We start from the raw sequence: 22,470 nt of genomic DNA on the forward strand, positions 1-22,470 counted from the left end.
CGTGGTCGCTAGAGGTCGATCTCTCATGCGATGATCACGAGCCCCCATTCGGCTCTGGTGATCGCCGTGTAGAGCCATCGGTTGCGATCCAGCGCTGTGCGGCCGAGCCCATCGTCCCACACCAGGACCGTCGGGAACTGGCTTCCCTGCGCCTTATGTCCGGTGATGGCCCAGCCGAAGGTCGCCTCGCTCAGTCCCTTCTTGAACTTCCAGTCGCGGTCATGGCGCTGCTTGTCGAAGGCGATGTGATCCTCGAAGTGCCCCTTGTAGATGCGCAGCCGGCCGCGGCTGCCATCCTGCTGCGGCGGCCCGATGCGGTTGCCGTCTTCGTCGGTCACCACTGCCGAGAAGTAGTGGGTCCCCTCGTCGACGACGGCGTCGAGCGAGAGGAACATGCCGTTGATGAGCCCGAGGTCGTTCTGGTTCTTCAGGCAGACGATCTTTTCGGCGGGGCCGGTTGGCAGCCAGCCTGGCCCAAAGCCGGCGGCCTGGCGCATGGCATTGTTCAGCTGCAGGCGCGTCGCGTTCATGCCGCAGATGACCTGCCCACCGCGCAGCGCCTGCTCCGGCGTCACGTCGGATTTGCGCATCTTCCAGACGTGGGTGTCGTATTGGCCGAAGCCGATCGCCATGCCCTCGCGGGCCATGGTGGCGAGGCGGATGATGGCGCTCTCCGCCGCCTGTCGGTGAATCTCGGTGAGCATGATGTCGGGCGCATCCTTGGTGAAGGCGCCTTCGCCCTGAATCGGCGGCAGCTGGCCAGGATCGCCAAGGACCAGGATTGGCTTACCGAAGCTCATGAGGTCGCGCGCCATGTCCTCGCCGACCATCGACACCTCATCCAGCACGATGAGCCGCGCATGCGCCGCGTCGCTTTTCGGGTTCAGCGCGAAGCGGGGCCGCTTCATCTCAGAGACGGCCTGGCGCATCGCCTCGATCGTCGCCTCGGCGGTCGTGCGATCGAAGCCCGAGAGCTGCCGAGCGCTGGCCATCGCCTCGGTGATCTTCTTTTCGGCCGCCTCGACTTCCTCCTCGGTCGCCTCGATGACGCTGTAGATCAGGCTGTGGATGGTGCGTGCGGGCGTGCCCTTGCGGCGCAGGACCAGCGCAGCCTTGCCGGTGAAGGTGGCTGTGACGACACCGGGCACGCAGCCCTCGCCATCACCGCCGGCGCGATGCGGCTCGAGGCCGATCTCACCCAGTGCAAACTTCAGCACGGTCGATTTGCCCGTGCCGGCGAAGCCGAACAGCCGGAACACCTGCTGCTGCTCGGTGCCGTGCTCGAACCATGCCCGGATCGCGCTGATGGCGCGGTGCTGGGTGTCGGAGGGCGTGATGTCGCCGCTCATGCTGCACTTCCCAGTTCCATGCGGTAGTCCTTCACGACAGCCCCGCGCGACTGATCGCCGACCTCGCATTCGCGGACGAACACGCGCCGCCCGTCGGCGAGCGTGCGCCAGTGCCCACGGCGAATGTGCCAGCGCGGCGAAGCGTGTGTTCCGCCGCGAAGCGCGACTGCGGCCGCAACCTGCGTCGTGTCGATTTCGGCGATGCGGTAGGTCCATCCGCGGACACCGTGCTTGGCGAGCGAAGCGCGCCGCAGCGGCGATACCACGTGATCCCGGAGCTGGGTGCCGACCGACAGCAGGCCAAGCGCACGCCAGACCATGCCGGTGAGCGCCTGAAAGTATGGAGTGTGCTCTGCCGGATCGACGAGGGTCGGATGCGCTTCGACGTCCGCGACGCCGTCGGGCAGGAAGCTGGCCCGAGCCAACACGTCGGTCCAGAGCTTGCGACGGGTGTCGAAGCGAAAGAGGAATGCATCGACGCCCTGCTCGGTCCCGACCGCGTAGGCAACGAGAGATGCGCCGGGATGGAGCTGTTCGGTGACCTCGAACAGCACACGCTCGTGAGGCAGCCGCAGCGCGCCGGCCATGATGGTCTGCGACAGCAGCTGGACCTCGTCCGAGTCAAAGCTGGTCTGGTCGGGAAAGAGGTAGACCGGTGCGGTGAGGACACCGGCGGCATCGACGGGACACCAGAAGCGGTTCGCGTAACGATGAATGTGGCGCTTCAGCGCGTAGGCCATCGGCACGGGCGGAGATGGCGAAGGTGACCTCACGGGTTGGCCTCCCAGCAGCGGGCCGCGTAGGGACAGAAGCGGCAGAGGAAGAAATCGGCGTGGGCGGCGATGCGCGGGGGCAACTCGCCGGCCTCGGCAGCGCGGAGGATGTCGACGGCCCGATCGGACAGGCGCTGCGCCTCGGCTGCATCGAAGGGCACCGCCTCGTGGTGCAGGGCGAGGGTGTCGCGGTTCAGCGCGGTCAGCAGCGCCACCTCGAGCTCGAGATAGGCCATGTAGAGCTGGACCTGTGCGAAGTAGACCGGCTTGGACTGGCGTAGGCCGTGCTTGACGAGGTCGTTCCACGACTTCTGGCCGAGGGCCTTGTGCTCCCACAGGGAAGGCCAGCGGATGCCGACATCGGGACCCGCGACGATGACGCCATCGGCATGCCCACGCAGCTTTCCGCCTGCGGCGGCAAAGCCGAACTGCTCGCCATCGGCGCCGCGGTCACGCAGATCGAAGCCCGCCTGGCGGAGCCATCGGATGGACAGCGTCTCGAACTGGTGTCCCGCATCGAAGACGCGCAGTGTGCCGCCGTCGAAATCGCGGCCCGCATCCTTCGGGGTATGCGCCACCTCGTAGACCAGCTTTCGCGCGCAGGCCTCGCCGATCCGGCTGCCACCGAGATAGTCGCGCGGGCGCTGCCGTTGGTTGCGCGCGACCAGTGCGGCATCGACATGCGCATTGATGCGGGCGGTGGTGTCGGCCATGCCGTGCGCGGCGCGTCCGTAGACCAGGCCGGATTGGTGGTTGAGGTCGAGGATCATGGGTGTCCTCAAAATGGAATCGGGTCGTCGAGCGGATCCCGCTCGGCGGCCTGGCGCTGCATGGATGCCTGGAAGCCGTCCACGCAGGCCTCGATGATGCGGTCGATTTCTGACGCACTGCGGTCGTGGAACGGCGCCATGAGGTTCAGCTCCACCAGCACCTCGGCGAGCGGCCGGCGCGCGTCCTTCACCGCGCGCTCCTCCATCTGCGTTTTGTCGATCACGCCGTTGGACCTTCGGCCCAGCGCGCCACCTGCCTCGCAACACCGCATTGAGCAGAAGCGGTGATGCGGGAATTCGCCCCAGCGAAGCTGGTGGATGTAGCCGAAGCCCTTCGCCTCCCGACCGCAGAGCGCACAGGTGAGCCGACGCACCTGGTCCTCGGGCGAGCAGCCGCGCGGCTGTGGCAGGGACTGGGCCGCAGCACGCGGCTGCGCCGGCCGCGTCCAGCGGCGACGAACCATCGGCGCATCACCCGTTCAACCAGGCCGGGCCGCCTGCCGCCGGCGCCGGGGCGGGCGGAGCCGCGGGTTGCGGCGCGGCGGGGGCGGGGCTCGCGGTGGCCGGGCGTTCCCACATGCGGGGCGCCGGAGCCGCGGGCGCGGCGGCAGCCGTGCCCGACCAGGCGGGCGGCGTGGTGGCGGCTGCGGCCGGCGGACGCGCCGGCCGGTGGCTGGGCGCCGCCGCCACGACTTCGCCGGCCATGACCTTGGCGTATTCCGGCTCGCCCGGCAGCACGACACGGTCCAGGCGATTGCTGTCGGAATAACGGGGGTCGTTGGCGGGCTCGACGCGCACCTTCGCAGCGAAGGTGATCCCGTGAAGGTCGGACAGACCGCGCAGCATGCGCTTGGCCTTCGCCGCCTCGCTCATGTCCTGCGAGTCCAGCCCGAGCGCGCTGTCGATCATGGCCCGGAAGACCCCCTTCGAGATCTTCCAGCCGATCGACACACCCTGCTCGTCCACCTTCCCGCCGACGACCGTGAAGGTCTGCCAGAACTTGCGGCGGATGTGCGGGCCCGCCGTGACGGTGAACTCGCAGTCCAGCATCTTCACGTCGCTGCCCTGCGTCTTCGTCGCCTTGAGCAGGCCGCGATCTGCCTCGCCCTGGCCATCCAGTCCACCCTTGCGGAGGTGCATGATGACCTTCACGAAGCTGCCGTCCGGGATGAGGTCGGAGCCGCGCGGCAGTTCGGCATCGTTCATGTCATAGGTCATGGCATCACCCCCTTGGTGGCGTTGGTGCTGGTGGCGTTGATCTTGCGGAGCAGGGCGGCGAGGTCCGCGGGCTCGGTCTCGTCGAGACGGCCGGAGCGATCCTTCGCGGGCAGCCCGAAGCTATTGCCGGCACGGCAGACGAGGCGACGCTCGGTTCCGCGCTCCGGGTCGTATCGCCAGGCGTCACCTTCGCGGCTGAACAGCCCCATGGTGACGACCTGATCGACGATGCCCGGCAGTTCGCGCGCGGCCTTGCCGCCTTCCATCTGCGGCTGCCAGGTGACCTTGCCGAACTCGTCGGTCACCTTCTCCAAGATGCCGACCATGATCGTGGTCTTGCCCGGCGCGTGCTGCAGGTGCTTCAGCAGGCCGATGACCTCGCGCGCCATCAAGCCGTAGGCGCCGCGGGTGTCCGGCTTGCCGGTCTTCTCCGAGAAGGCCTCGGGCCGCGTCTTGGCCCAGGCCATCGCCTGCCGCGTGAGGTCGGTGATCGAGTCGAGGAACACGATGGATTTGCTGGCGAGCAGCCGCACCAGGTCGGGATGCGCCGCGGCGAGATGCTGATAGTGCCCTTCCGAGAAGAACCCGGTCGGATCGGCCGCCGGGTTCACACCGCCGGCCAGGCAGGCAAGGTCGATGGCATCTTCGAAGCAGCGGACAGGGATGCTGTCGCCGCGCCAGTCCTGCACCGACTTGAGGCCGGCCTCGAGGTCGATGCAGAGGGTCTTTTCGGCATGCATCGTTTGGACCTGCGTGGTCTTGCCCACGCCGCTCGGCCCGAACAGCGCCAGGGTGGTCTTGTTGACGGCGCTTGACAGGCGCTCGTCGGCCGTGACGATGCGGAGTGCCATCAGCGACCTCCCCGCATCGAGATGATGCCGTCAGCATGAGGGCTATCGCGCCGTGCGACGTCGGACATGATGGCGAGGCGATAGGTGGCGCGGCCCGTGCGCACGGTGCGGGCCGGCTCGAAGGCGGCGCGGATGCGCTCCGGCCAGGCGGTGTAGGCCCGCTCCGAGACCTTGAAGCTGACCTCAACATACTGGCCGGGATCCTCGCCACCGGCACGGATCTGCTCCGACAGCGCGGCGAGGTGCGTCTGGTCCCATTCCACCTTCTTCGGGAGATCGACGGCGATCTCCACGGCGCCGTCATGGAAGCGGACCGTGCCAGTGTCCTTGCCGGCCGCGGCACGGGCGCCGATGGCGCGCTGCTCGTAGCGGAGCGCGATCGCGGCCTCGATCCAGTCCTGCATGCGCTTGGCGCCATCCAGCGCCTCGCGCGCATCGGTCTGCAGCAGCGCCAGATGCTCGGCGGGGAGCGCAATGACGTCGCTCACCGGCATGTGGCGCAGAGCGTCGAGGCTGGGGCGGTTGGTGCGGGGCGCGTCCATCACGCGGCCTCCGCGAGCAGCAGCGGCAGGATGGACGACGCATAGCGACGTGGCCGGCGGCGGGCGACGAGGATGTAGGCGTAGTCCTCATAGCCGTGGCGGCGCTGCACGATATCCGCCAGGCCGAGATCGGCCAGCTTCCAGGCGCGGGCTGCCAGGCGCTGCAGCGCCGTGCGCTCCGGCTCGGGCAGGCACTGCAGCTGCGGGCAGACCTGCCGGGCGAGCGCGCCGCGGTGATAGGTGATGCGGTCGCCGGGAGCCGCGGCGCCCAGCCAGGTGCAGAGCGACGCCTCGGTGAGAGGCTTCGACACTGCGCGGATGTCGGTGATGTTGGTGTCCATACTTAGCCCTACCCAGCCCCTCGCCGATGCGTCTCAGGCCGCCGCGGCGATGCCGCCGGCGAGGAGCCGCAGGCGCATTTCGCGGATGCGGCGGTACAGAACCGATCGCGGCATCGGGCCCTGCTGGCCGAGTTCGTGCGGCGTGCACTGCGTCAGGGCTGCGCAGATGCTGTGGTCGCGCTGGTCGAGGACGGCGCCAGCCCGATCCAGATCGAGGCGGCGGTCCAGCGCGACCACCGCGTCGGTCTGCTGGCCGCACCACGCCGCATACCCCTCGGATTCGGGGATGATGTCGGCGAGGGTCAGTTCCTCCTCCTGGCCGGGCACCGCGTCGTCGAGCGACGCCTCATGTCGTTCGCGCTTCTCGCGACGCAGGCGGGTGGCAAGACGGGATGCGCGGTGCTGGAAGCAGACCGTGGCGAAGGCCGCCAACGTCCCGCGCGCCGCATCGAAGCCGGACAACCGCGCCAGGAGGTCGAGCAGCATGTCCTGCTCCATGTCCTCCTGCTCATGGCTGGGGCGCCCCAGGGTGCGGCAGAGGCGCCGCGCGTAGCGCTCGGCGAGGGGGTAAACGACATCGAGATCGGCGAGGGAAAGCTGGGTGGGCATCCGCGGTGGCTCCTGGAGGACGGCTATGACGTCCACAAGCAACCACACGACCTGCCGGGGCGGAGAGGCGGAATGGGGCGCAATGGGGAATTGAAGCCGCCTGGGATTTATTCCCCAATGCTAATTCAACGGCTTATGGCCGTTTTCGTCGGAAATCAGATGGATAGCCCGGCGATTTCCGCCCCACCCATGCGGGAACTGCTCCCTCAGCCGGTCGCCTGTGGATATCGGGGGTTGGCGAACAGAAAGGGAACAATGCTGTTGACCAATCGCACAGCAATTCGTCATGATCCCGGCATGTCCATCACCGTTGAGTACCCGCATCACGCCGCCTCGGGCGCGCCTCGGCCGTTGTCCGCCCAGACCCTCTGGGCCGTCGCCGCGCAGGTACGCCGCCAGGCCATGACGGAGCCTGGTGGATTCGCGCTCCCGCTCGCCGCACTGGTCGCCGCCACGCGGACAGTGTCGGCGAACGGTCGGGCCATCGTAGTCGCCTGGGAGCTGGACCATCCTGTGCATGATGGCTCCGGGGAGGCGGTGCTCGGCGTCTGCGAGACGGATCCCGACATGCCAGGCACGGCGCTGGTCTCGGTGAATGCGCGCATGGTGGCCGGCCGGCCGGACCTCGCGATCAGCACCGCGGCCCACGAGCTTGGCCACGTGGTGTTCGACGTGCCTGTGGCACTCGGCACGCCAGCGCGGCGGTATCGGTCTGTGACGGCCGGCCCGAGCGCGCTGCTCGATCGGACCACAGCGGCCTCCGAGCGTCGGGCGAATGAATTCATGGGTGCGCTACTCGCTCCCCCGGTGCAGCTCCATCTCCGGATGCTGGTGCACGCGCGGTCGGAGCGGCTGCGCACGGTGCATGCGGCGCATCGGGGTCGGCAGGGCTGCCGCGTCCTGGCGGCCGACAACCCGCCCGAGGTGATCGAGGGCGTGGTCGCCGCGCTGGCGGGCGACTTCGGCGTATCGGAGCGCTTTATCGCCGTGCGGCTGAGCCGCTACGGCCTGGTTCAAGGAGAGCAACGGTGAGCTTTGGATCGGTCATCCGCGAGCGACGGACTGCGCTCGGCATCGGGTTGAACGATTTCGCGGAGCGATTGGAAATCTCAGCGGCCTATTGGTCGCGCATTGAGCGCGACCAGGAGAATCCGCCCCGTGACGAGCTGATAGAGCGCGCCGCCGCCATTCTCGGCGTGCGGATGGATGACCTGTTCGTCGAGGCGCAGCGACTGCCGCCCGACATGCGGAAGGATATGGCCAAGGTTGTGCAAGCGTATCGGCGGTTGCGCTTTGTCGGGAAGGGATGAATGTCGTGGGCGGCCGAATTGTAAGGAAGCCCTGCTATGGGCTGGCCGAGATCTGTGAGCGTTGGGGCGTGACGGAATTGGACGTGGCGAATTTCGTCGCGGCCAATGAGCTCACACTCTCCGTCGTCGTCGCGGGCCTCGCTGTCGAGAAGGGCAGCATCGAGGACGTGAATGATCGGGACTGGTGCCACATCCCGGACGAGCGCAGCTACCTCTCGGGCGCCGCAGATCTCCACCAGTCGCAGGCCTGGGCCACCCTCATGAATGGGTTCGAGACGATCAGCAGCTTCAAGGCAGAGCCAGGTCGCTACATCAGTATTGAAGCGCGCGGCGATGACGCGGGCACGATCGTGGTTTCGCGCGAACGGCTGGTCGTCCGGCATGCCGAGCGTTTGCGATTTGAGGCGGAGCAGGAGGTGGGTGAGGCGACGGCCAGCAGCACAGCCGCTGTCGTGGCGCCGCCACCGGCCGCGCGGGGCGCAGCACCGCGCTATGACTGGGATGCCTTCTGGGCTGAGGCACTGGTCAGCATGTTCCAGGACGGCCCGCCGGCCACGCTGGCGGAATACGTTCGCCGCATGGAGACGTGGTTTGCTGATCGTGGCGAGCATCCCGATTCCAGCACGATCAAGAAGAAGCTGAGCCAGCCCTGGCGGCGGATCGCGCCTCAGTTGGAACGCCGCCGCGCCTGATTGGGACGGATCGCCGCCGAGGCGGGTAGGGCTAAGTATGAAGCCATCGCCCGTGGGACTGAATGCTCACCTCCCGCCGCACATCCGAGAGGTCTGCGGCATCCTGGCTAGGGGGCTGGTGCGGCTGCGCAGCCGCGCTGCCGAGGATGAAGCGCGCGATGCCGAGATAGCTCGGGGGGTGGGAGAAATTCGCCTACACTCCACCCCCAGGCAGCGCCTGCATGCGAACCCCAACAGGAAGGGACTCGCATGACCAGACGATCCACCGCCGCGCCCGCGCCGGCGCCCACCATCCCGAAGATCCCGCCGACGCAGGTGCTGAGCCGGCTCGCCGCGCTGCAGGCTGCGCCGACCGCCACGCTGAAGGACCAATGGCGGGAGCTGTTCGGCAAGGAGCCGCCGCCCTGGAATCGGGCCTATATCCAGAGCCGGCTGGCATATCGGATCCAGGAACTCGCGTATGGCGGGCTGAAACCCGAGACCGTCGACCGGCTCGTGGCGCTGGGTGAGCAACTGGATGGCGGCAACGTCGTCCTGCGCCGAATCCGCGCCGACAGCCGGCCATTGGCCGGCACGCGCCTGATCCGCGAATGGCAGGGCGTGCAGCACGTGGTCACGGTGCGCATGAACGACTTCGAATTCGAGGGGCGACCATACCAGTCGCTCTCGGCCATCGCGCGGCACATCACCGGCACGCGGTGGAACGGCTGGACGTTCTTCGGGCTGCGCGCGCGGGGTGAAGCATGACCCGCCGCGCCCGCATCGAGCCAGCCATGCCGGCGACCACGAAGAAGCTCCGCTGCGCGGTCTACACGCGCAAATCCACCGACGAGGGCCTGGAGAAGGAATTCAACACCCTGGACGCTCAGCGTGACGCCTGCGAAGCCTATATCAGTAGCCAGCGCGCCGAAGGCTGGGTGCTGGTGCGCAACCGCTACGACGATGGTGGGTTCTCCGGCGGCACGCTGGAGCGGCCGGCGTTGCAACGCCTGCTGCGCGACATCCAGGCCGACTTGGTCGATGTAATCGTGGTCTACAAAATCGATCGCCTCAGCCGCTCGCTGATGGATTTTGCGAAGCTGGTGGAGGTGATGGACGCGCATGGCGTGACCTTCGTTTCCGTCACGCAGAGCTTCAACACGACGACCAGCATGGGTCGGCTGACGCTGAATATCCTGCTCAGCTTCGCCCAGTTCGAGCGGGAGGTCATTGGCGAGCGGATCCGCGACAAATTCGCGGCGTCCCGCGCCCGCGGCATGTGGATGGGGGGCAAGGTGCCGCTCGGATACGACGTCGTCGCCAGGAAGCTGGTGGTGAATGAGGACGAAGCGCCGCGAGTGCGGCGGGTGTTCGAAATCTTCGCCGAGACCGGGTCCGGCATCGAGACGGTGACCCGTCTCCGGGCGGAGGGCGCTTCCAGCAAGGCGGGCCGGCCGCTGGACAAGGGCGATGTCTACAAGCTGCTGAACAACCGGACCTATGTCGGGGAGGCGGCGCATAAGGGGCAGGTCTATCCCGGCGAGCACCAGGCGATCGTGCCGCGGGATCTGTGGGACCGGGCACACGCGGTGCTCCAGATCAGCCCTCGCGTCCGCGCCAACCAGAATCGGGCGCAGACGCCGGCGCTGCTGAAGGGGCTGATCTTTGGGGTGGATGGCCGGGCGCTGTCGCCGACGCACGCCCGAAAGAATGGCCGGCTCTACCGCTACTACGTGGCTCAGCGCGTGCTGAAGGGGGACGCCGCCGGCGACGCCAGCATCGTGCGCAGGGCGTCGGCGGCGGAGATCGAGGCTGCTGTGGTGGACCAGGTGCGGGCACTGCTGCGGCAGCCGGAGATCGTGGTCGGTACCTGGCGGGCGGGGCGCAGGGAGGCGCCGGACCTGACCGAGGGCGAGGTCCAGGATGCGCTGCATCGGCTCGACCCGCTGTGGGAGCACCTGTTCCCGGCGGAGCAGGCGCGGATCGTGCGGTCGCTGGTGGAGCGGGTGGTGGTCGGGCCGGCCGGCGCGGACATCCGGCTTCGGCTGGACGGGCTGGGCGGCCTGGTCCGCGACCTCGGCGCCATCGCTCCCGATGCGCTGAGGTCGGCAGCATGACGACCGCGACCAGCATCACGGTTCGGGTGCCGCTGACGATCCGCCACCGGCCCGGGCGGAAGACCGTCGTGACGCCGACGACCGATGGCGTAGCGCCGGTCACCACACGCGCCGACCCGGCGCTGGTGAAGGCGCTGGCACGGGCGTTCCGATATCAGCGCATGCTCGATCAGGGGCGGTACGCCTCGATCACCGAAATTGCGGCCGCCGAGCGGGTCGAGCGGGGGTATCTCGGAAGCCTTCTCCGGCTCACCCTCCTGGCACCGGATATCGTCGAGGCGATCCTAGACGGGCGGCAGCCGGCCGGGGCCGCGTTGCCCATTGTGATGAGGACGACTTCGGCAGCCTGGCCGAGCCAACGGGCCGCGATCGCCGAACATTCCGAGATGGCCTATGTCGGCCGGCCTCAGACGAGTCCCACAGCTGCGGCCTCCACGGCGGAGCCCGGGACGGTTAGGCGACGACGCCCGCCCAGCCCGCTACGACGTAGGCTCGAAGTGGTGTAACCAGGCTCTTGGGGGGGGCACGGCGCCGAGTCCCTGCGAGGCTGATGGGATTGGGCACTGACCGGGATGACATCGAGCGAGGGCAAGAGAATCGACGCCGCGTTGCCTGAGCCGTTTTTGGCCGACGCTCTGGCCTCGGCAGATGGCGCGGCGGTGGCCACAGGCGCGAAGGCGCCGGTCACTGTCGTGGATTACATTTCCGGGAAGGCCGTGCGCGCCACGCCCGAGGAGGTCGACGCCGTCCAGGTGTTCGCCCGCCGCCTTGTCGACGAGCTCGGCTATCCGAAGACCCACGTTCAGACCAGGCCTCAGTTCAGGGTCAGGGCGACGCCGTCCGCCGAGAGGGCGAAGAGCTACCCCGTCGACATTGTCGTCTTCTCCTCTGCGCGGCGGCTCGAGGCCGACGCGCACATTATTGTCGAGTGCAAGAAGAAGACCCGCAAGGACGGCGAGGAGCAGCTCAAGATCTACCTGACCATGTCCGCGGCCCACATCGGGGTGTGGTTCAACGGCAAGGATCACCTCTATCTCCTCAAGGAGTACCGGGAGGGGGGCGAGATCCACTGGACGACGCTTCCGACCTTGCCAAAGTTCGGCCAGGCGGTGGGCGACATCGGCACGCTGCGCCGGCGCGACCTCATTGTCCCGACGAACCTGAAGGCGGTGCTCAGGGACATCAGGAACCACCTCGCGGGGAACACCACGGGCATCACGCGGGACCAGGGGCTGGCGATCGAAATCACCTCGATCCTGTTCTGCAAGATCTACGACGAGCTCAACACCGCTCCGGACGACCTGCCCCAGTTCCGCGCGGTCCACCTAGAGCCAGCCGAGCGGATCGAGTCACGGATCGACGGCCTCTTCGAAGCGGTGCGGCGCGAGTACCCGGACGTGTTCCGCGAGCACGAAGAGATCGGGCTCGACCCCGAAAGCCTGAGGTACGTTGTGGGCGAGTTGCAGAACTATAGCCTCGTCGCCGCACCACGTGACGCGATCGGCGACGCCTTCGAGGTGTTCATCGGGCCTGCCGTGCGGGGCGAGGAGGGCCAGTTCTTCACACCCCGGAACGTCGTGCAGATGATGGTCCAAGTGACCGACCCGAAGCCCGGCGAGACGGTCATCGATCCCGCCTGCGGCTCGGGCGGGTTCCTAATCGTCGCGCTAGAGCACGTCTGGCGAGCCGTCGAGGTCGAGGCGAAGGCGAAGGGATGGAGCGACGCGATCCTCGAACGCCGCAAGCGCGACGTGGCGTCGCGCTGCTTCCGCGGCACGGACAAGGACGCGTTCCTAACGAAGATCACCAAGGCATACATGGCGATCATCGGCGACGGACGGGGCGGAATTTTCTGTGAGGACGCGCTTGCACAGCCGGTGAACTGGCACGCGGACGCGCGCGCCGCTCTGCAGCCTGGCACCTTTGACGTCGTCATCACCAACCCGCCGTTTGGCTCAAAGATCAAGGTGACCGGCGCGCAAAAGCTCGGGCAGTACGACCTGGCCAGGAAGTGGAAGCAGCCGAAGGATCCGGACGGCGATTGGGCCGACGGCGGCGGGTTTCGCACCGAACAATCGCCGCAGGTGCTTTTCATCGAGCGCTGCGTCCAGCTCCTCAAGCCGAACGGCCGCCTCGCCATTGTCCTGCCGGAGAGCATCTTCGGCATGCCGGTCTATGGCTACGTCGTGCAGTTCCTAATGGCGAATTTCTCCCTGCGGGGCTTCGTGAGCCTCCCCGAAGAGGTGTTCCAGCCGTACACGCACGCGAAGACCTGCGTACTCTTCCTGCAGAAGCGGCCGCCGCACCCGTCCGAGAGCATCGAGATGGCTATCGCGGACTGGTGCGGCCACGACAGCCGCGGCAATCCGACCCTACGGACGACGCCTTCCGGCGTCGAGCTCCTCGACGACCTGCCCGAGATCGGCCAACACATGGCGGCGAAGGGCATCTGGGCGTGAGCGGGGGGGCGGAGGGCCACCTCTCGTTCTCGGTAGCTCGCACGGCGCTTCGCAGCCGCATTCTCATACCAAAGTACTATGACCCGGAGATCGCAGCGGCGGAAGCACTTGCGGAGCCCGACTTCGCGCTGCCCAGGCTGGGCGACCTCCTGCTGCCAGGCGCGAAGGGATCGCGCCTCGGCTCATGGATCCGGCGTGAGCACTATGGCACGGGTCCAATACCTTTCGTGCGGACCAGCGACCTGAACGGCTGGCGGGTCCGACCCGACTACAAAAAGGGCGTCTCCAGAGAGGTCTACGAGCAGGTCGGCGTCCGCCAGGACGTGCGGGCGGGGGACATCCTGTTCGTCGCGCACGGGACTTATCTCGTCGGCACGGTAGCAGTGGTGACGGACGAGGACCTGCCGCTTGTCCTGCAGGACCATGTGTTTCGGCTGCGGCTCCGGCCTGACGCGGAGGCGCAGGGCGCCGGTCCGGTAGATACCTGGCTTGCACTGGCTGCCCTTTCGACCCGCTTCGTTCGCCGGCAGGTGCGGGTTCGGCAGTTCTCCGCCGACATCATCGACAAGATCGGCGAGCGGCACGTCGAGCTGCGTCTGCCCATCCCCCGCGATGCAGAGCGGAGGAAGGCAGCCTCGGAGGCGGTTCGGGAGGTGGTCGTCGGACAAGGGATCGCCCGGCGGGAGGTCTCGTCCCTGCTAGGCTCGGACATGCGGATGACGCGCGAGCGCGCCGCAGCCCGCCATGGCTTCTCTGTCCCCTGCACGGCGCTGGCCAAGCGGGTCCTGATCCCAAAGTACTACGATCCGACGCTCCGGGGCGACCTGGACGCGGAGGAGGCTCGGCTAGCGGCACGCTGGCTACCTATCGGCGAGCTGGTCAGCGCTGGCGTCCTCGGTGCCGAGACGGGCGTTGAGGTCGGCAAGATGGCCTACGGCACCGGTCCGATCCCGTTCCTGCGCACCACGGACATCGCCGAGCTCGAGATCAAGGCCGACCCGCGCCAGGGCGTCTCGCGCGCCATTTACGACGAACACGCCGCCCGTGCCTCCGTCGCGGAGGGTGACGTGCTGCTGGTTAGGGACGGAACGTACCTCGTCGGCTCCTCCGCGCTGGCCGGTGCCGACGACGCACCTGCCCTCGTGTGTGGCGGCATCTACCGGCTGAGGACGCGGGATCGGGAGGCACTGAGCCCGGCTAAGTTGCTCGGGTTGCTCAACCTTCCCTTGGTCCGGCGGCAGATGCGATCCAAGCAGTTCACGCGGGACGTCATCGACACGTTAGGCAAGCGGTTGCTGGAGGTCCGTGTTCCAGATCCCTCCTCGCCGTTCGCCGCGAGCATCGGGGCTGGAATGGAGGCGCAGATGCTTGCCAAGGCTCTGCTGCGCCGACGCTTAGCCGAGACCGTACGGAGTCTGGAGCCCGCGCCGCCGGCCGCGTCACGGGGGCGTCCAGGCTGGTCGATGCGCGGATAACACTTCGACGGAGCACGGACACTAAGCTCCCGCGCCGATCCAGTTTACAATTTCGCAGTTTTGGTTGACATTCCGGGCGTGGATGAGGCAGTTTGCCCCATGCAAGTTGACAAATTCATTCTCACCGACCTTCTCGATGCTGCTATGTCAGCGGACTACACGCGGGTCCGGCGGATCGGGAGCCAACTGGCCAAGCGCTTCGCCGAAGAGAACGACCTCGACGGGGCAAAGGCCATCCAATCCCTCCTAAGGCGGCGGGGCGTTCCGCTTCAGGTCTCCGGGTATGCCGAGGCGCTGCCTCGAGACGCCGCCTCGCGCCTCCCGCTCGTCGAGGAAGCGCCCTGGCCGTCCACGCCGCTCCTGCTGAACAGGCAGGCGGGCGAGGCGATTAACCAGTTCCTTGAAGACGCGGGGAATATCGCCCTCCTTGCGGAGAACGGGGTGTCGTCGCGGCTCGGCCTGCTGCTGTTCGGGCCGCCGGGGACGGGCAAGTCGCTCCTGGCCGGCCATGTGGCGGCGAGACTACAGCGACCTTTCTACACCGCGCGGCTCGACTCCCTGATCTCGTCCAGATTAGGGGAAACCTCGAAGAACATTCGTGGAGTATTTGACTTTATTCCGACCCGGCAGGCCGTCCTCTTCCTCGACGAGATGGACGCAATCGCTAAGCTGCGCGACGACCGGCACGAACTCGGCGAGCTGAAACGGGTCGTGAACACAGTACTGCAGGGCCTCGACTCGCTGACTGACGACGTGATTGTGGTCGGCGCCACCAATCATCCACATCTCCTCGACTCTGCAATCTGGCGGCGCTTTCCATACAAGATTGAGCTTCAGCTCCCAGACGAGGACGTGCGCGCCTCGATGTGGCGCAGCTTCCTGTTCCGGGACGCGGAGGGCGATAATGGTCCGGCCCGCCTCTTGGCGCGCGTGGCCGACGGCCTGAGCGGTGCGGACATTGAGAATTTGGCGCTGGCGGCGCGGCGCCGTGCGCTCATCAGTGGGCGGGAGCTCAGCCTTGGACACATCGTGCTGTCCGTTGCCGACAGCAAGGCGGGCAATCCGCGCCTTCCCGACGCCAGGGAGTTGACGAGCGACGACCGACGGCGGCTCGCTCTGCTCCTCGACGGCGCGGGCGGGCTGTCCCAGGCGGAGATCGCGCGCGTCGCCGGCGTGAGTCGCCAAACGATCCACAGATATAGGAAGGAGGCGGCGGATGGCTGAGGACACGCCGATGCGTCCGCTGCTGAGCCCTGTCCTCCGCTTCACCAAGGAGCCAAGGCCGGAAGGGATCGCGGGCGGCGGGAAGAGCGCGTCAGGCGTTCGGAGTGACCGCCTCGGCACGCAGCGGCGCGCGCTCTCCACGCAGTTCAGGGCGCTCGCCGCGGCGGCGGGTAGCAGCCCGCGCTTTGCCGGCCGGCTCGTCGTCTATGCATCCATGTTCGACGACTCGCTTGCACCCACTTGGACGCCCTCCGACCTCTTCCACTCGACTCGCGGCGCGCGGCTCGTCGCCCCGTTTCGCAAGGGGTACCTGGTCGAGTTCGAGGCCGAGCGCCTCAAGTGGTACGCAAGCCTTGTGGAGGCCGCTGATAACACTGCGGACCGGGTCGACATTTCACGTGTCGAGCGCGTCAGGTTTCACGAGCCGAGCGACGTTCTCGGCGCCCGGTCAATCGACAGCCTATGGGAGGCAGCCCGCGAAGCGGACGGTGGCCGTGCCTTCCTCGTGTGGCTTATGCCGCTGCGCACGAACGAGGCGGCGGAAGGATTGCTGCAACTCTTTGCCTCACTGCGCGAGCGCGTGCTGGTCGCGCCGGCGTCGTTGCTGGAGGGGCCTCCGGCCGAGGCCGACCCGCTGGTTCGGCCGGCGCTGCAGCGCAGCCTCCGCGCTGTGGCGCCGGTGGACCGCCTCAACCGCGCCATGCGGGAATACCGGCAGCATCACCGCGCCCGGACAACCGCCGTGGTGAGCTCGCCCAGTGGTTTGGCCCAGCTTGTCGCGTCAGGCGCGGTGTTCCGCCTTGATCCTGTGGCGCCGGTGACCGCGACCTCGCCGGGCGAGGGCCGTGAGCCCAATCGTCCTCTCCCGGCCACGCTGGCGACGGCGCCGATCGTCGGGGTCGTGGACGGCGGCATGACGGCGACCTCCTACAGCCCCGCCGAGGCATGGCGAGCGGACCCGCTCGTTCCGGGCGCTTCGGCGGAGGTCAAGCACGGCAACCGGGTCACCTCGCTCGTGGTCCAGGGCCACGAGTGGAACAGCAACCTCGTCCTGCCACCACTGCATTGCCGCGTCGGCACGGTTCAGGCGATCGCGAAGGTTGGCCATGGAGGCCCAGGGCCGGAGGAACTCGTGGCCTACCTCGACGCCGTCGTCACCGCATATCCTGAGACGCGGGTCTGGAATCTGTCGTTCAATCAGCCGCAAGAGTGCGAGCTCGACGCGGTGAGCTACCTGGGCCATGCGCTCGCGGAGCTGGCCAGGAAGCACGGCGTGCTCCTGGTGAACTCCGTCGGCAACAAGCCGGGGTCGTGGCTGCAGGCCCCGGCCGACTGCGAGGCAGCGCTGACGGTGGGTGGCCGGCTACAAACCGCTAGCGGCGAGCCCGGGGACCCTTGCACGGTGAGTTTGGGCGGGCCTGGTCCTTCGGGCCTGCTGAAGCCGGACCTCGTGCATTTCTCCCACGTCCGTGCACTGGGTGGAGCCGTAGTAAGGGGATCAAGCTTCGCCACGGCCCTCGCCTCGCCGCTGGCGGCGCATACGATGGACCGGCTCCGCGACCCTACGCCGGACCTGGTGAAAGCGCTCCTGATCCACCGCTCGGACGGAGGCGGCTTTGATCCGGCGCTCGGATTTGGCACAACCGATCTCGTCACGCTGCCGTGGGAGTGCCGTCCGGGTACCGTGACGCTCCACTGGCGGGCGCGCCTCCGCACACGCGCAGCCTACTACTGGGAGCTCCCGATCCCGCCGGCACTGCGTGACGGGGGCAGGCTTCGGGGTCAGGGGCGCCTGACTGCAATCCTGAACCCGCACCCAATGGTGACGGACTACGCGGGGCCGAACTACTTCAGCGCGAGGCTCAACGCCGCCGTGCAGCTGGAGAGGGGCGGGCATTTTCACAACCTGCTCGGCTCAATGGACACCGACCGGATCCCAGAGCAGATCGCGCGGGCAATCGACCATAAGTGGTCACCGGTCCGGCACCACGTGCGCGACTTCCGGCGACCCGGTGTACAGGCCGACGGACCGAACCTTCGCGTTTATGCCCGCGTCTACACGCGCGATCACTATTTATACGGCTATTCCAGCGCCGACGAGGTGCCGGAGCTCGACGCGGTGTTCGTCCTGTCGCTCGTCTCGCCCGACGAAGCGGGCGAAATTTACGACCAAGTTAGGCAGCAGCTCGGCGCCTTCGTCGAACCGTCTGTGATTGAAGCCGGTATCGATATCGAGGCGGACGACGGTCTCTGACCCCGGACCTCTGAAGTTGGCTCGGAGGGACGTGGCGCGTGCAACAGGCTCGGGGGTAAAGCGCTGTGCTCGGGCCCGGTGGCCACCGCCCGGGCAATAACGATGCGGAATGGTGGCGACATGCCTTCCAAGCACATTGAGTGAAATCAGTTGGTTGCAGCTTGTTGGGTAAATCACCCCACCCCCAAGCTTGGGAGACTTTCGAGCCTCCGGAGAGCGATTGCCCGGGTCGTTGCGTTCTCCAACCCTCAAGCCGCCGTGGCAAAACCCCACGAAACCTGCGGTTCACGGCGCTGTCGACGCGTCGACCATGTGAGGTTGGGAAACCGACTGGAGCGGGCGAAGGGATTCGAACCCTCGACCCCGACCTTGGCAAGGTCGTGCTCTACCCCTGAGCTACGCCCGCTCGTGGCGTGGCGGGTGATTGCCATGGTTCGGAAACCCTCGCAAGCCCCCCACCGCGAAAAGCCGACGCGAAAGGCTAAGCCCCCCGCCCCAGCCATCGCAGCACCCAAAGCCCCGCCAGCGTCACCACCGCCAGATGCCCGAAGGCCAGGCCCCAGCCCAGCGCGCCGCCGCCTCCCAAATCCAGCATCAGCCCCACGCCCAGCGGCCCCAGGAAGCCGCCGGCATAGCCCGCCATGCTGTGCAGCCCCATGGTGGCACCCCGCAGCCGCTTGTCGGCCGCCTGGACGGTGCCCGCGGTCAGCGCGGCGCTGTCCAGGTAGATCGCGGCGTTCCACAGCAGCACCAGCGCCACCGCCAGCGGGACCGAGACACTCCCGGCCCAGCCCGTCAGCACCGACAGCGCGGCGGCGGCCCCCATGGCCCCCAGCACCACCCGCCCACGCCCATGCCTCTGCGCCATCTCGTTGCCGGTGATGGAGACCGCGATGCCCAGCAGCCCCGCCAATGTGAACAGCAGGGCCGGCGCCGGCAGCCAGGCCGGCCCGCCCAGCTGCGCCTGGGACGCCACCAGGAAGGTCACGGCCCAGGCGCGCAGGGCGGCCAATTCCCAGGTGTGGACGGTGTAGCCCGCGATCCAGCCCAGGGCCTGGCGGTTCCGCAGCACCGGGCGGAAGTCCAGCAGCCGGCCCGGCGCCGGGGCGGGCCGGGCATCGGGCAGCAGCCAGGCCGCGATGGCCAGCGCCAGCCCCGCCATCACCGCGCCGAACAGGAAGGCCGCGCCCGGCCCCGCCAGCGCGTCGAACAGCCCGGCGAAGGCGAAGGACAGCGCCCCCGCCAGCCCCACCCCCGCCGCATGCCAGGACACGGCGCGGGACTGCGCGGCGCCCTCCAGCGGATCGGCCAGCGCCTTGAGGCCGGGCATGTAGCAGGCCGCCCAGCCCACCCCCGCCATGGCCCGCAGCAGCATCCCGGACCAGAACCCGTCCGCCCAGACCACGAAGCCCAGATGCGAGGCCAGCGTCAGCGCCGCCCCGCACAGGTAGATGCGCCGCGGGGCCATGCGGTCGGTCAGGGCCAGCAGCACCGGCACGGCGGGCACATAGGCGGCGAAGAAGATGCCCACCAGCCAGCCCGCCTCGGTGTTGGACATCTCCCACCGCGCCATGAAGCCCGGCAGCAGGGCGGGCAGGGTGAAGGCGCCGACCTGCACGCCGAACTGCGCCAGCACCATGCCCCGCAGGAAGGCAGAGGTGCCGGGGGCCGGCCTCACAGCGCCTCGCCCGCCGCCCAGCCGGAGGACCAGGCCCATTGGAAATTGTAGCCGCCGAGCCAGCCCGTCACGTCCACCGCCTCGCCCACCACGAAGAGGCCGGGCACCGCGCGCGCCTCCATGCTCTGCTGCGACAGGGCGCGGGTGTCCACGCCGCCCAGCGTCACCTCGGCCTTGGCGTAGCCCTCGGTGCCCGCGGGCTCGAGGCGCCAGGATTTCAGCAGGGCGGCCAGGCCGCGGAGGTCGGCATCGCGCGTGTCGGCCAGCCGCGCGGGCAGGTGCCGCGCGGCCAGGGCCTGCGCCAGGCGCTGCGGCAAGGCCTCCGCCAGCAGGGTGCGGCCCTCGGCGCGGGGACGGGCGCGCTTGCCCTCCAGCAGCCAGGCGGTGGCGTCGCGGTGGGGCAGCAGGTCCAGCACCAGCGCCTCCCCCTCCCGCCAGTAGGAGGAGGCCTGGAGAATGGCCGGGCCGGACAGCCCGCGATGGGTAAACAGCATCGCCTCCTCGAACGCCATGCGGCCGCAGCGCGCCACCGCGCCCAACGCCACGCCGGAGAGCGGCCGCATCAGCTCCAGCGCCTCGCCCGCGAAGGTCAGGGGCACCAGGCCGGGGCGCAGCGCCGTGACGGGCAAACCAAAGCGCCGCGCCACATCATGCGCGAAGCCGGTCGCACCCATCTTGGGAATGGAAAGCCCCCCCGTCGCCAGCACCAAAGCGGGCGCGGTGAAAACGCCCTGGCTGGTTTCCACGCGATAGCCCGTGTCGCGCGCGATGTCGGTGATGCGGCAGTTCAGCCGGATCTCCACACCCGCCGCCGCGCATTCCGCCAGCAGCATCGCCACGATGGCCCGCGCCGAGCCGTCACAGAACAGCTGCCCCAGCGTCTTCTCATGGAACGGGATGCCGTGCCGCCGCACCAGCGCGATGAAGTCATGCTGCGTGTAGCGCGCGAGGGCGGAGCGCGCGAAATGCGGGTTGGCCGAGAGGAACCGCTCCGGCACGCAGCCCGTATTGGTGAAGTTGCAGCGCCCACCGCCGCTGATCAGGATCTTCTTGCCGGCGGCCTCGGCATGGTCCAGCAGCAGCACCCGCCGCCCGCGCTGCCCCGCGCGCATGGCGGCGAAGAGCCCCGCCGCGCCGGCGCCGATCACCACCGCGTCATAGTGGTGGTTCACGCCGCCGCCTGGGACAGCCCCGCCATGTCGCGCCCCACTGCCTCGGCCACGCGGATGCCGTCCACCCCGGCCGAGAAGATGCCGCCCGCATAGCCCGCGCCCTCGCCCGCCGGATACAGCCCGCGCGTGTTCACGCTGTGGAAGGACGCGTCGCGCCGGATGCGCACGGGCGAGGAGGTGCGCGTCTCCACCCCCGTCATCACCGCATCCTCCATGTCGAAGCCCGGGATGGACCGCGCGAAGGCGGGCAAGGCCTCACGGATCGCCGCCACGACGAAATCGGGCAGGCAGAGCGAGAGGTCGGTTGGCGTCACCCCCGGCTTGTAGCTCGGCACCGCGCTGCCGAGATGGGTGGAAGGCCGCCCGGCCAGGAAATCCTCCACGCGCTGGGCCGGCGCGCGATAGTCGCCGCCGCCCGCCACGAAGGCACGTTCCTCCCAATGCCGCTGGAAGGCGATGCCGGCCAGCGGCCCGCCCGGGTAGTCCACCTCCGGCGTGATGCCGACGACGATGCCCGCATTGGCGTTCCGCTCGGCGCGCGAATACTGGCTCATGCCGTTCGTCACCACGCGGCCGGGCTCGCTGGTGGCGGCGACGACGGTGCCGCCCGGGCACATGCAGAAGGAATAGACGCCACGGCCATTCGCGCAGTGGTGCACCAGCTTGTAGTCCGCCGCGCCCAGGATGGGGTTGCCCGCGAAATTTCCGAAGCGCGCCCGGTCGATGACCGATTGCGGGTGCTCGATCCGCACGCCGATGGAGAAGGGCTTCGCCTCCACATGCACGCCGCGCGCGTGCAGCACCTCGAAGGTGTCGCGGGCGGAGTGGCCGATGGCCAGCACGACATGCTCCGTCTCGATGGTCTCGCCCGCCTCGGTGACGACGCCCGCCATGCGGCGCACCCCGTCGCGCCCCGTCTCCACCAGGAAATCCGTCACCTTGGTGCCGAAGCGGTATTCGCCGCCCAGCGCCTCGATCTTGGCGCGCAGGCTTTCCACCATGGTCACCAGGCGGAAGGTGCCGATATGCGGCTTGGCCACCCAGAGGATTTCCTCGGGCGCGCCGGCCTGCACGAACTCCGTCAGCACCTTGCGGCCCAGATGCTGCGGGTCCTTGATGCCCGACCAGAGCTTGCCGTCGGAGAAGGTGCCCGCGCCGCCCTCGCCGAATTGCACATTGCTCTCGGGCGTCAGCACGCCGCGGCGCCACAACCCCCAGGTGTCCTTGGTGCGTTCCCGCACCACCTTCCCGCGATCGAGGATGATGGGCCGGAAGCCCATCTCCGCCAGGATCAGCGCGGCGAAGAGCCCGCAAGGCCCGGTGCCGATCACGACCGGCCGGCGCGCGGGCGGCTCGGCCGCATGCGCCACATGGCGGTAGGTGGTGTCGGGGCGCGGGCCCAGCGTGCGCGCCAGCGCCTTGTCGCCCGCGGCGCGCTTGAGCAGCGCGGCCTCATCGGCCACGGCGAAGTCCACGGAATAGACCAGCTCGATGGCCGAGCGGCGGCGCGCATCCCAGGCCCGCCGTGCCACCTCGTGCGAGAGCAGTTCGCCCGCGCGCAGCCCCAGCCGCGCCACCAGCGCGGCGGCGATGGCGTCGGGCGCGTGGTCCAGCGGCAGGCGCAGTTCGGTCAGTCTCAGCATGGCTCGTCTCTCAA

At 68.6% G+C, this 22,470-nt stretch carries 22 protein-coding genes and 1 tRNA gene; 10 read left to right on the forward strand and 13 right to left on the reverse strand.

Going from position 1 to position 22,470, the window contains the following annotated elements; translation table 11 throughout:
- Window positions 1-23: 23 nt before the first annotated feature.
- The 9 genes from ICW72_RS11390 to ICW72_RS11430 are packed head-to-tail and all read right to left on the reverse strand — an operon-like array spanning window position 24 to window position 6,453.
- A complete protein-coding gene (locus ICW72_RS11390) occupies window positions 24-1,349 on the reverse strand; it encodes an ATP-dependent DNA helicase (protein ID WP_191082817.1) in 1,326 nt (441 codons plus the stop codon).
- Complete coding sequence (locus ICW72_RS11395; RefSeq protein ID WP_191082818.1) at window positions 1,346-2,095, reverse strand: hypothetical protein; 750 nt, start codon at window positions 2,093-2,095, stop codon at window positions 1,346-1,348. The genes ICW72_RS11390 and ICW72_RS11395 overlap by 4 nt, the downstream gene beginning before the upstream one ends.
- A 23-nt stretch (window positions 2,096-2,118) precedes the next feature.
- Entirely contained in the window at window positions 2,119-2,892 is a 774-nt protein-coding gene (locus ICW72_RS11400; protein WP_191082819.1) for a hypothetical protein, read from the reverse strand.
- 8 nt (window positions 2,893-2,900) lie between these two features.
- The gene (locus ICW72_RS20685; RefSeq protein WP_223880544.1) at window positions 2,901-3,356 is read right to left on the reverse strand and encodes a DUF6511 domain-containing protein; all 456 of its coding nucleotides are present in this window, start codon (window positions 3,354-3,356) and stop codon (window positions 2,901-2,903) included.
- Window positions 3,357-3,363: 7 nt separating this feature from the next.
- Window positions 3,364-4,110 carry a hypothetical protein gene (locus ICW72_RS11410; protein WP_191082820.1) on the reverse strand — a complete coding sequence of 249 codons (747 nt, stop codon included), beginning with the start codon at window positions 4,108-4,110 and terminating at the stop codon, window positions 3,364-3,366.
- Window positions 4,107-4,961 (reverse strand): ATP-binding protein, encoded by an 855-nt coding sequence (locus ICW72_RS11415; RefSeq protein ID WP_191082821.1) that lies wholly within the window; start codon window positions 4,959-4,961, stop codon window positions 4,107-4,109. The genes ICW72_RS11410 and ICW72_RS11415 overlap by 4 nt, the downstream gene beginning before the upstream one ends.
- Window positions 4,961-5,503, reverse strand: a complete 543-nt coding sequence (locus ICW72_RS11420) for a hypothetical protein (RefSeq protein ID WP_191082822.1) — start codon at window positions 5,501-5,503, stop codon at window positions 4,961-4,963. The genes ICW72_RS11415 and ICW72_RS11420 overlap by 1 nt, the downstream gene beginning before the upstream one ends.
- Entirely contained in the window at window positions 5,503-5,844 is a 342-nt protein-coding gene (locus ICW72_RS11425) for a hypothetical protein (protein ID WP_191082823.1), read from the reverse strand. The genes ICW72_RS11420 and ICW72_RS11425 overlap by 1 nt, the downstream gene beginning before the upstream one ends.
- Before the next feature lie 33 nt (window positions 5,845-5,877).
- On the reverse strand, window positions 5,878-6,453 hold the full coding sequence (locus tag ICW72_RS11430) for a sigma factor (RefSeq protein ID WP_191082824.1): 576 nt from the start codon (window positions 6,451-6,453) through the stop codon (window positions 5,878-5,880).
- A gap of 297 nt (window positions 6,454-6,750) precedes the next feature.
- Here ICW72_RS11430 and ICW72_RS11435 point away from each other — a divergent pair, with 297 nt between their 5' ends.
- From ICW72_RS11435 to ICW72_RS11480, 10 genes are all read left to right on the forward strand, one after another.
- Window positions 6,751-7,485 carry an ImmA/IrrE family metallo-endopeptidase gene (locus tag ICW72_RS11435; RefSeq protein WP_160121330.1) on the forward strand — a complete coding sequence of 245 codons (735 nt, stop codon included), beginning with the start codon at window positions 6,751-6,753 and terminating at the stop codon, window positions 7,483-7,485.
- On the forward strand, window positions 7,482-7,763 hold the full coding sequence (locus ICW72_RS11440) for a helix-turn-helix domain-containing protein (RefSeq protein ID WP_111470928.1): 282 nt from the start codon (window positions 7,482-7,484) through the stop codon (window positions 7,761-7,763). Before ICW72_RS11435 ends, ICW72_RS11440 begins: the two co-directional genes overlap by 4 nt.
- 68 nt (window positions 7,764-7,831) lie before the next feature.
- Window positions 7,832-8,455 carry a hypothetical protein gene (locus ICW72_RS11445; protein WP_191082825.1) on the forward strand — a complete coding sequence of 208 codons (624 nt, stop codon included), beginning with the start codon at window positions 7,832-7,834 and terminating at the stop codon, window positions 8,453-8,455.
- Window positions 8,456-8,704: 249 nt separating this feature from the next.
- Complete coding sequence (locus tag ICW72_RS11450; RefSeq protein WP_223880545.1) at window positions 8,705-9,202, forward strand: DUF2924 domain-containing protein; 498 nt, start codon at window positions 8,705-8,707, stop codon at window positions 9,200-9,202.
- Window positions 9,199-10,551, forward strand: a complete 1,353-nt coding sequence (locus ICW72_RS11455) for a recombinase family protein (RefSeq protein ID WP_191082826.1) — start codon at window positions 9,199-9,201, stop codon at window positions 10,549-10,551. Before ICW72_RS11450 ends, ICW72_RS11455 begins: the two co-directional genes overlap by 4 nt.
- Window positions 10,548-11,057, forward strand: coding sequence for a hypothetical protein (locus ICW72_RS20690; protein WP_223880546.1), 510 nt, complete (start codon window positions 10,548-10,550; stop codon window positions 11,055-11,057). The genes ICW72_RS11455 and ICW72_RS20690 overlap by 4 nt, the downstream gene beginning before the upstream one ends.
- 66 nt (window positions 11,058-11,123) lie before the next feature.
- Window positions 11,124-13,010: a restriction endonuclease subunit M gene (locus ICW72_RS11465; RefSeq protein WP_191082827.1), complete on the forward strand. Its 1,887-nt coding sequence runs from the start codon at window positions 11,124-11,126 to the stop codon at window positions 13,008-13,010.
- Between the two features lie 227 nt (window positions 13,011-13,237).
- The gene (locus tag ICW72_RS11470; RefSeq protein ID WP_191082828.1) at window positions 13,238-14,485 is read left to right on the forward strand and encodes a restriction endonuclease subunit S domain-containing protein; all 1,248 of its coding nucleotides are present in this window, start codon (window positions 13,238-13,240) and stop codon (window positions 14,483-14,485) included.
- Between the two features lie 99 nt (window positions 14,486-14,584).
- Window positions 14,585-15,709: an AAA family ATPase gene (locus ICW72_RS11475; protein WP_191082829.1), complete on the forward strand. Its 1,125-nt coding sequence runs from the start codon at window positions 14,585-14,587 to the stop codon at window positions 15,707-15,709.
- Entirely contained in the window at window positions 15,702-17,963 is a 2,262-nt protein-coding gene (locus tag ICW72_RS11480) for a S8 family peptidase (protein ID WP_191082830.1), read from the forward strand. The genes ICW72_RS11475 and ICW72_RS11480 overlap by 8 nt, the downstream gene beginning before the upstream one ends.
- Window positions 17,964-18,294: 331 nt before the next feature.
- On the opposite strand, the gene ICW72_RS11485 is transcribed toward ICW72_RS11480, so the two are convergent.
- The 4 genes from ICW72_RS11485 to ICW72_RS11500 all read right to left on the reverse strand — a co-directional run bounded on the left by ICW72_RS11485 (window position 18,295) and on the right by ICW72_RS11500 (window position 22,456).
- A tRNA-Gly gene (locus ICW72_RS11485) sits at window positions 18,295-18,369 on the reverse strand.
- Between the two features lie 75 nt (window positions 18,370-18,444).
- Window positions 18,445-19,641 (reverse strand): MFS transporter, encoded by a 1,197-nt coding sequence (locus ICW72_RS11490; protein WP_191082831.1) that lies wholly within the window; start codon window positions 19,639-19,641, stop codon window positions 18,445-18,447.
- The gene (locus tag ICW72_RS11495; RefSeq protein WP_191082832.1) at window positions 19,638-20,813 is read right to left on the reverse strand and encodes a BaiN/RdsA family NAD(P)/FAD-dependent oxidoreductase; all 1,176 of its coding nucleotides are present in this window, start codon (window positions 20,811-20,813) and stop codon (window positions 19,638-19,640) included. The genes ICW72_RS11490 and ICW72_RS11495 overlap by 4 nt, the downstream gene beginning before the upstream one ends.
- Window positions 20,810-22,456 (reverse strand): NAD(P)/FAD-dependent oxidoreductase, encoded by a 1,647-nt coding sequence (locus tag ICW72_RS11500; protein ID WP_191082833.1) that lies wholly within the window; start codon window positions 22,454-22,456, stop codon window positions 20,810-20,812. The genes ICW72_RS11495 and ICW72_RS11500 overlap by 4 nt, the downstream gene beginning before the upstream one ends.
- Window positions 22,457-22,470 lie beyond the last annotated feature (14 nt).

Source organism: Roseococcus microcysteis (genome assembly GCF_014764365.1).
Classification (GTDB): domain Bacteria; phylum Pseudomonadota; class Alphaproteobacteria; order Acetobacterales; family Acetobacteraceae; genus Roseococcus; species Roseococcus microcysteis.

Bases quoted from the DNA above. Each gene is read 5' to 3' on its own strand.
- ICW72_RS11475 (WP_191082829.1), top strand. From the start codon at position 14,585: ATGCAAGTTGACAAATTCATTCTCACCGACCTTCTCGATGCTGCTATG.
- ICW72_RS11420 (WP_191082822.1), bottom strand. From the start codon at position 5,503: ATGGACGCGCCCCGCACCAACCGCCCCAGCCTCGACGCTCTGCGCCAC.
- ICW72_RS11415 (WP_191082821.1), bottom strand. From the start codon at position 4,961: ATGGCACTCCGCATCGTCACGGCCGACGAGCGCCTGTCAAGCGCCGTC.
- ICW72_RS11400 (WP_191082819.1), bottom strand. From the start codon at position 2,892: ATGATCCTCGACCTCAACCACCAATCCGGCCTGGTCTACGGACGCGCC.
- ICW72_RS11430 (WP_191082824.1), bottom strand. From the start codon at position 6,453: ATGCCCACCCAGCTTTCCCTCGCCGATCTCGATGTCGTTTACCCCCTC.
- ICW72_RS11450 (WP_223880545.1), top strand. From the start codon at position 8,705: ATGACCAGACGATCCACCGCCGCGCCCGCGCCGGCGCCCACCATCCCG.
- ICW72_RS11500 (WP_191082833.1), bottom strand. From the start codon at position 22,456: ATGCTGAGACTGACCGAACTGCGCCTGCCGCTGGACCACGCGCCCGAC.
- ICW72_RS11425 (WP_191082823.1), bottom strand. From the start codon at position 5,844: ATGGACACCAACATCACCGACATCCGCGCAGTGTCGAAGCCTCTCACC.
- ICW72_RS11465 (WP_191082827.1), top strand. From the start codon at position 11,124: ATGACATCGAGCGAGGGCAAGAGAATCGACGCCGCGTTGCCTGAGCCG.
- ICW72_RS11410 (WP_191082820.1), bottom strand. From the start codon at position 4,110: ATGACCTATGACATGAACGATGCCGAACTGCCGCGCGGCTCCGACCTC.
- ICW72_RS11455 (WP_191082826.1), top strand. From the start codon at position 9,199: ATGACCCGCCGCGCCCGCATCGAGCCAGCCATGCCGGCGACCACGAAG.
- ICW72_RS20685 (WP_223880544.1), bottom strand. From the start codon at position 3,356: ATGGTTCGTCGCCGCTGGACGCGGCCGGCGCAGCCGCGTGCTGCGGCC.
- ICW72_RS11480 (WP_191082830.1), top strand. From the start codon at position 15,702: ATGGCTGAGGACACGCCGATGCGTCCGCTGCTGAGCCCTGTCCTCCGC.
- ICW72_RS11390 (WP_191082817.1), bottom strand. From the start codon at position 1,349: ATGAGCGGCGACATCACGCCCTCCGACACCCAGCACCGCGCCATCAGC.
- ICW72_RS11435 (WP_160121330.1), top strand. From the start codon at position 6,751: ATGTCCATCACCGTTGAGTACCCGCATCACGCCGCCTCGGGCGCGCCT.
- ICW72_RS20690 (WP_223880546.1), top strand. From the start codon at position 10,548: ATGACGACCGCGACCAGCATCACGGTTCGGGTGCCGCTGACGATCCGC.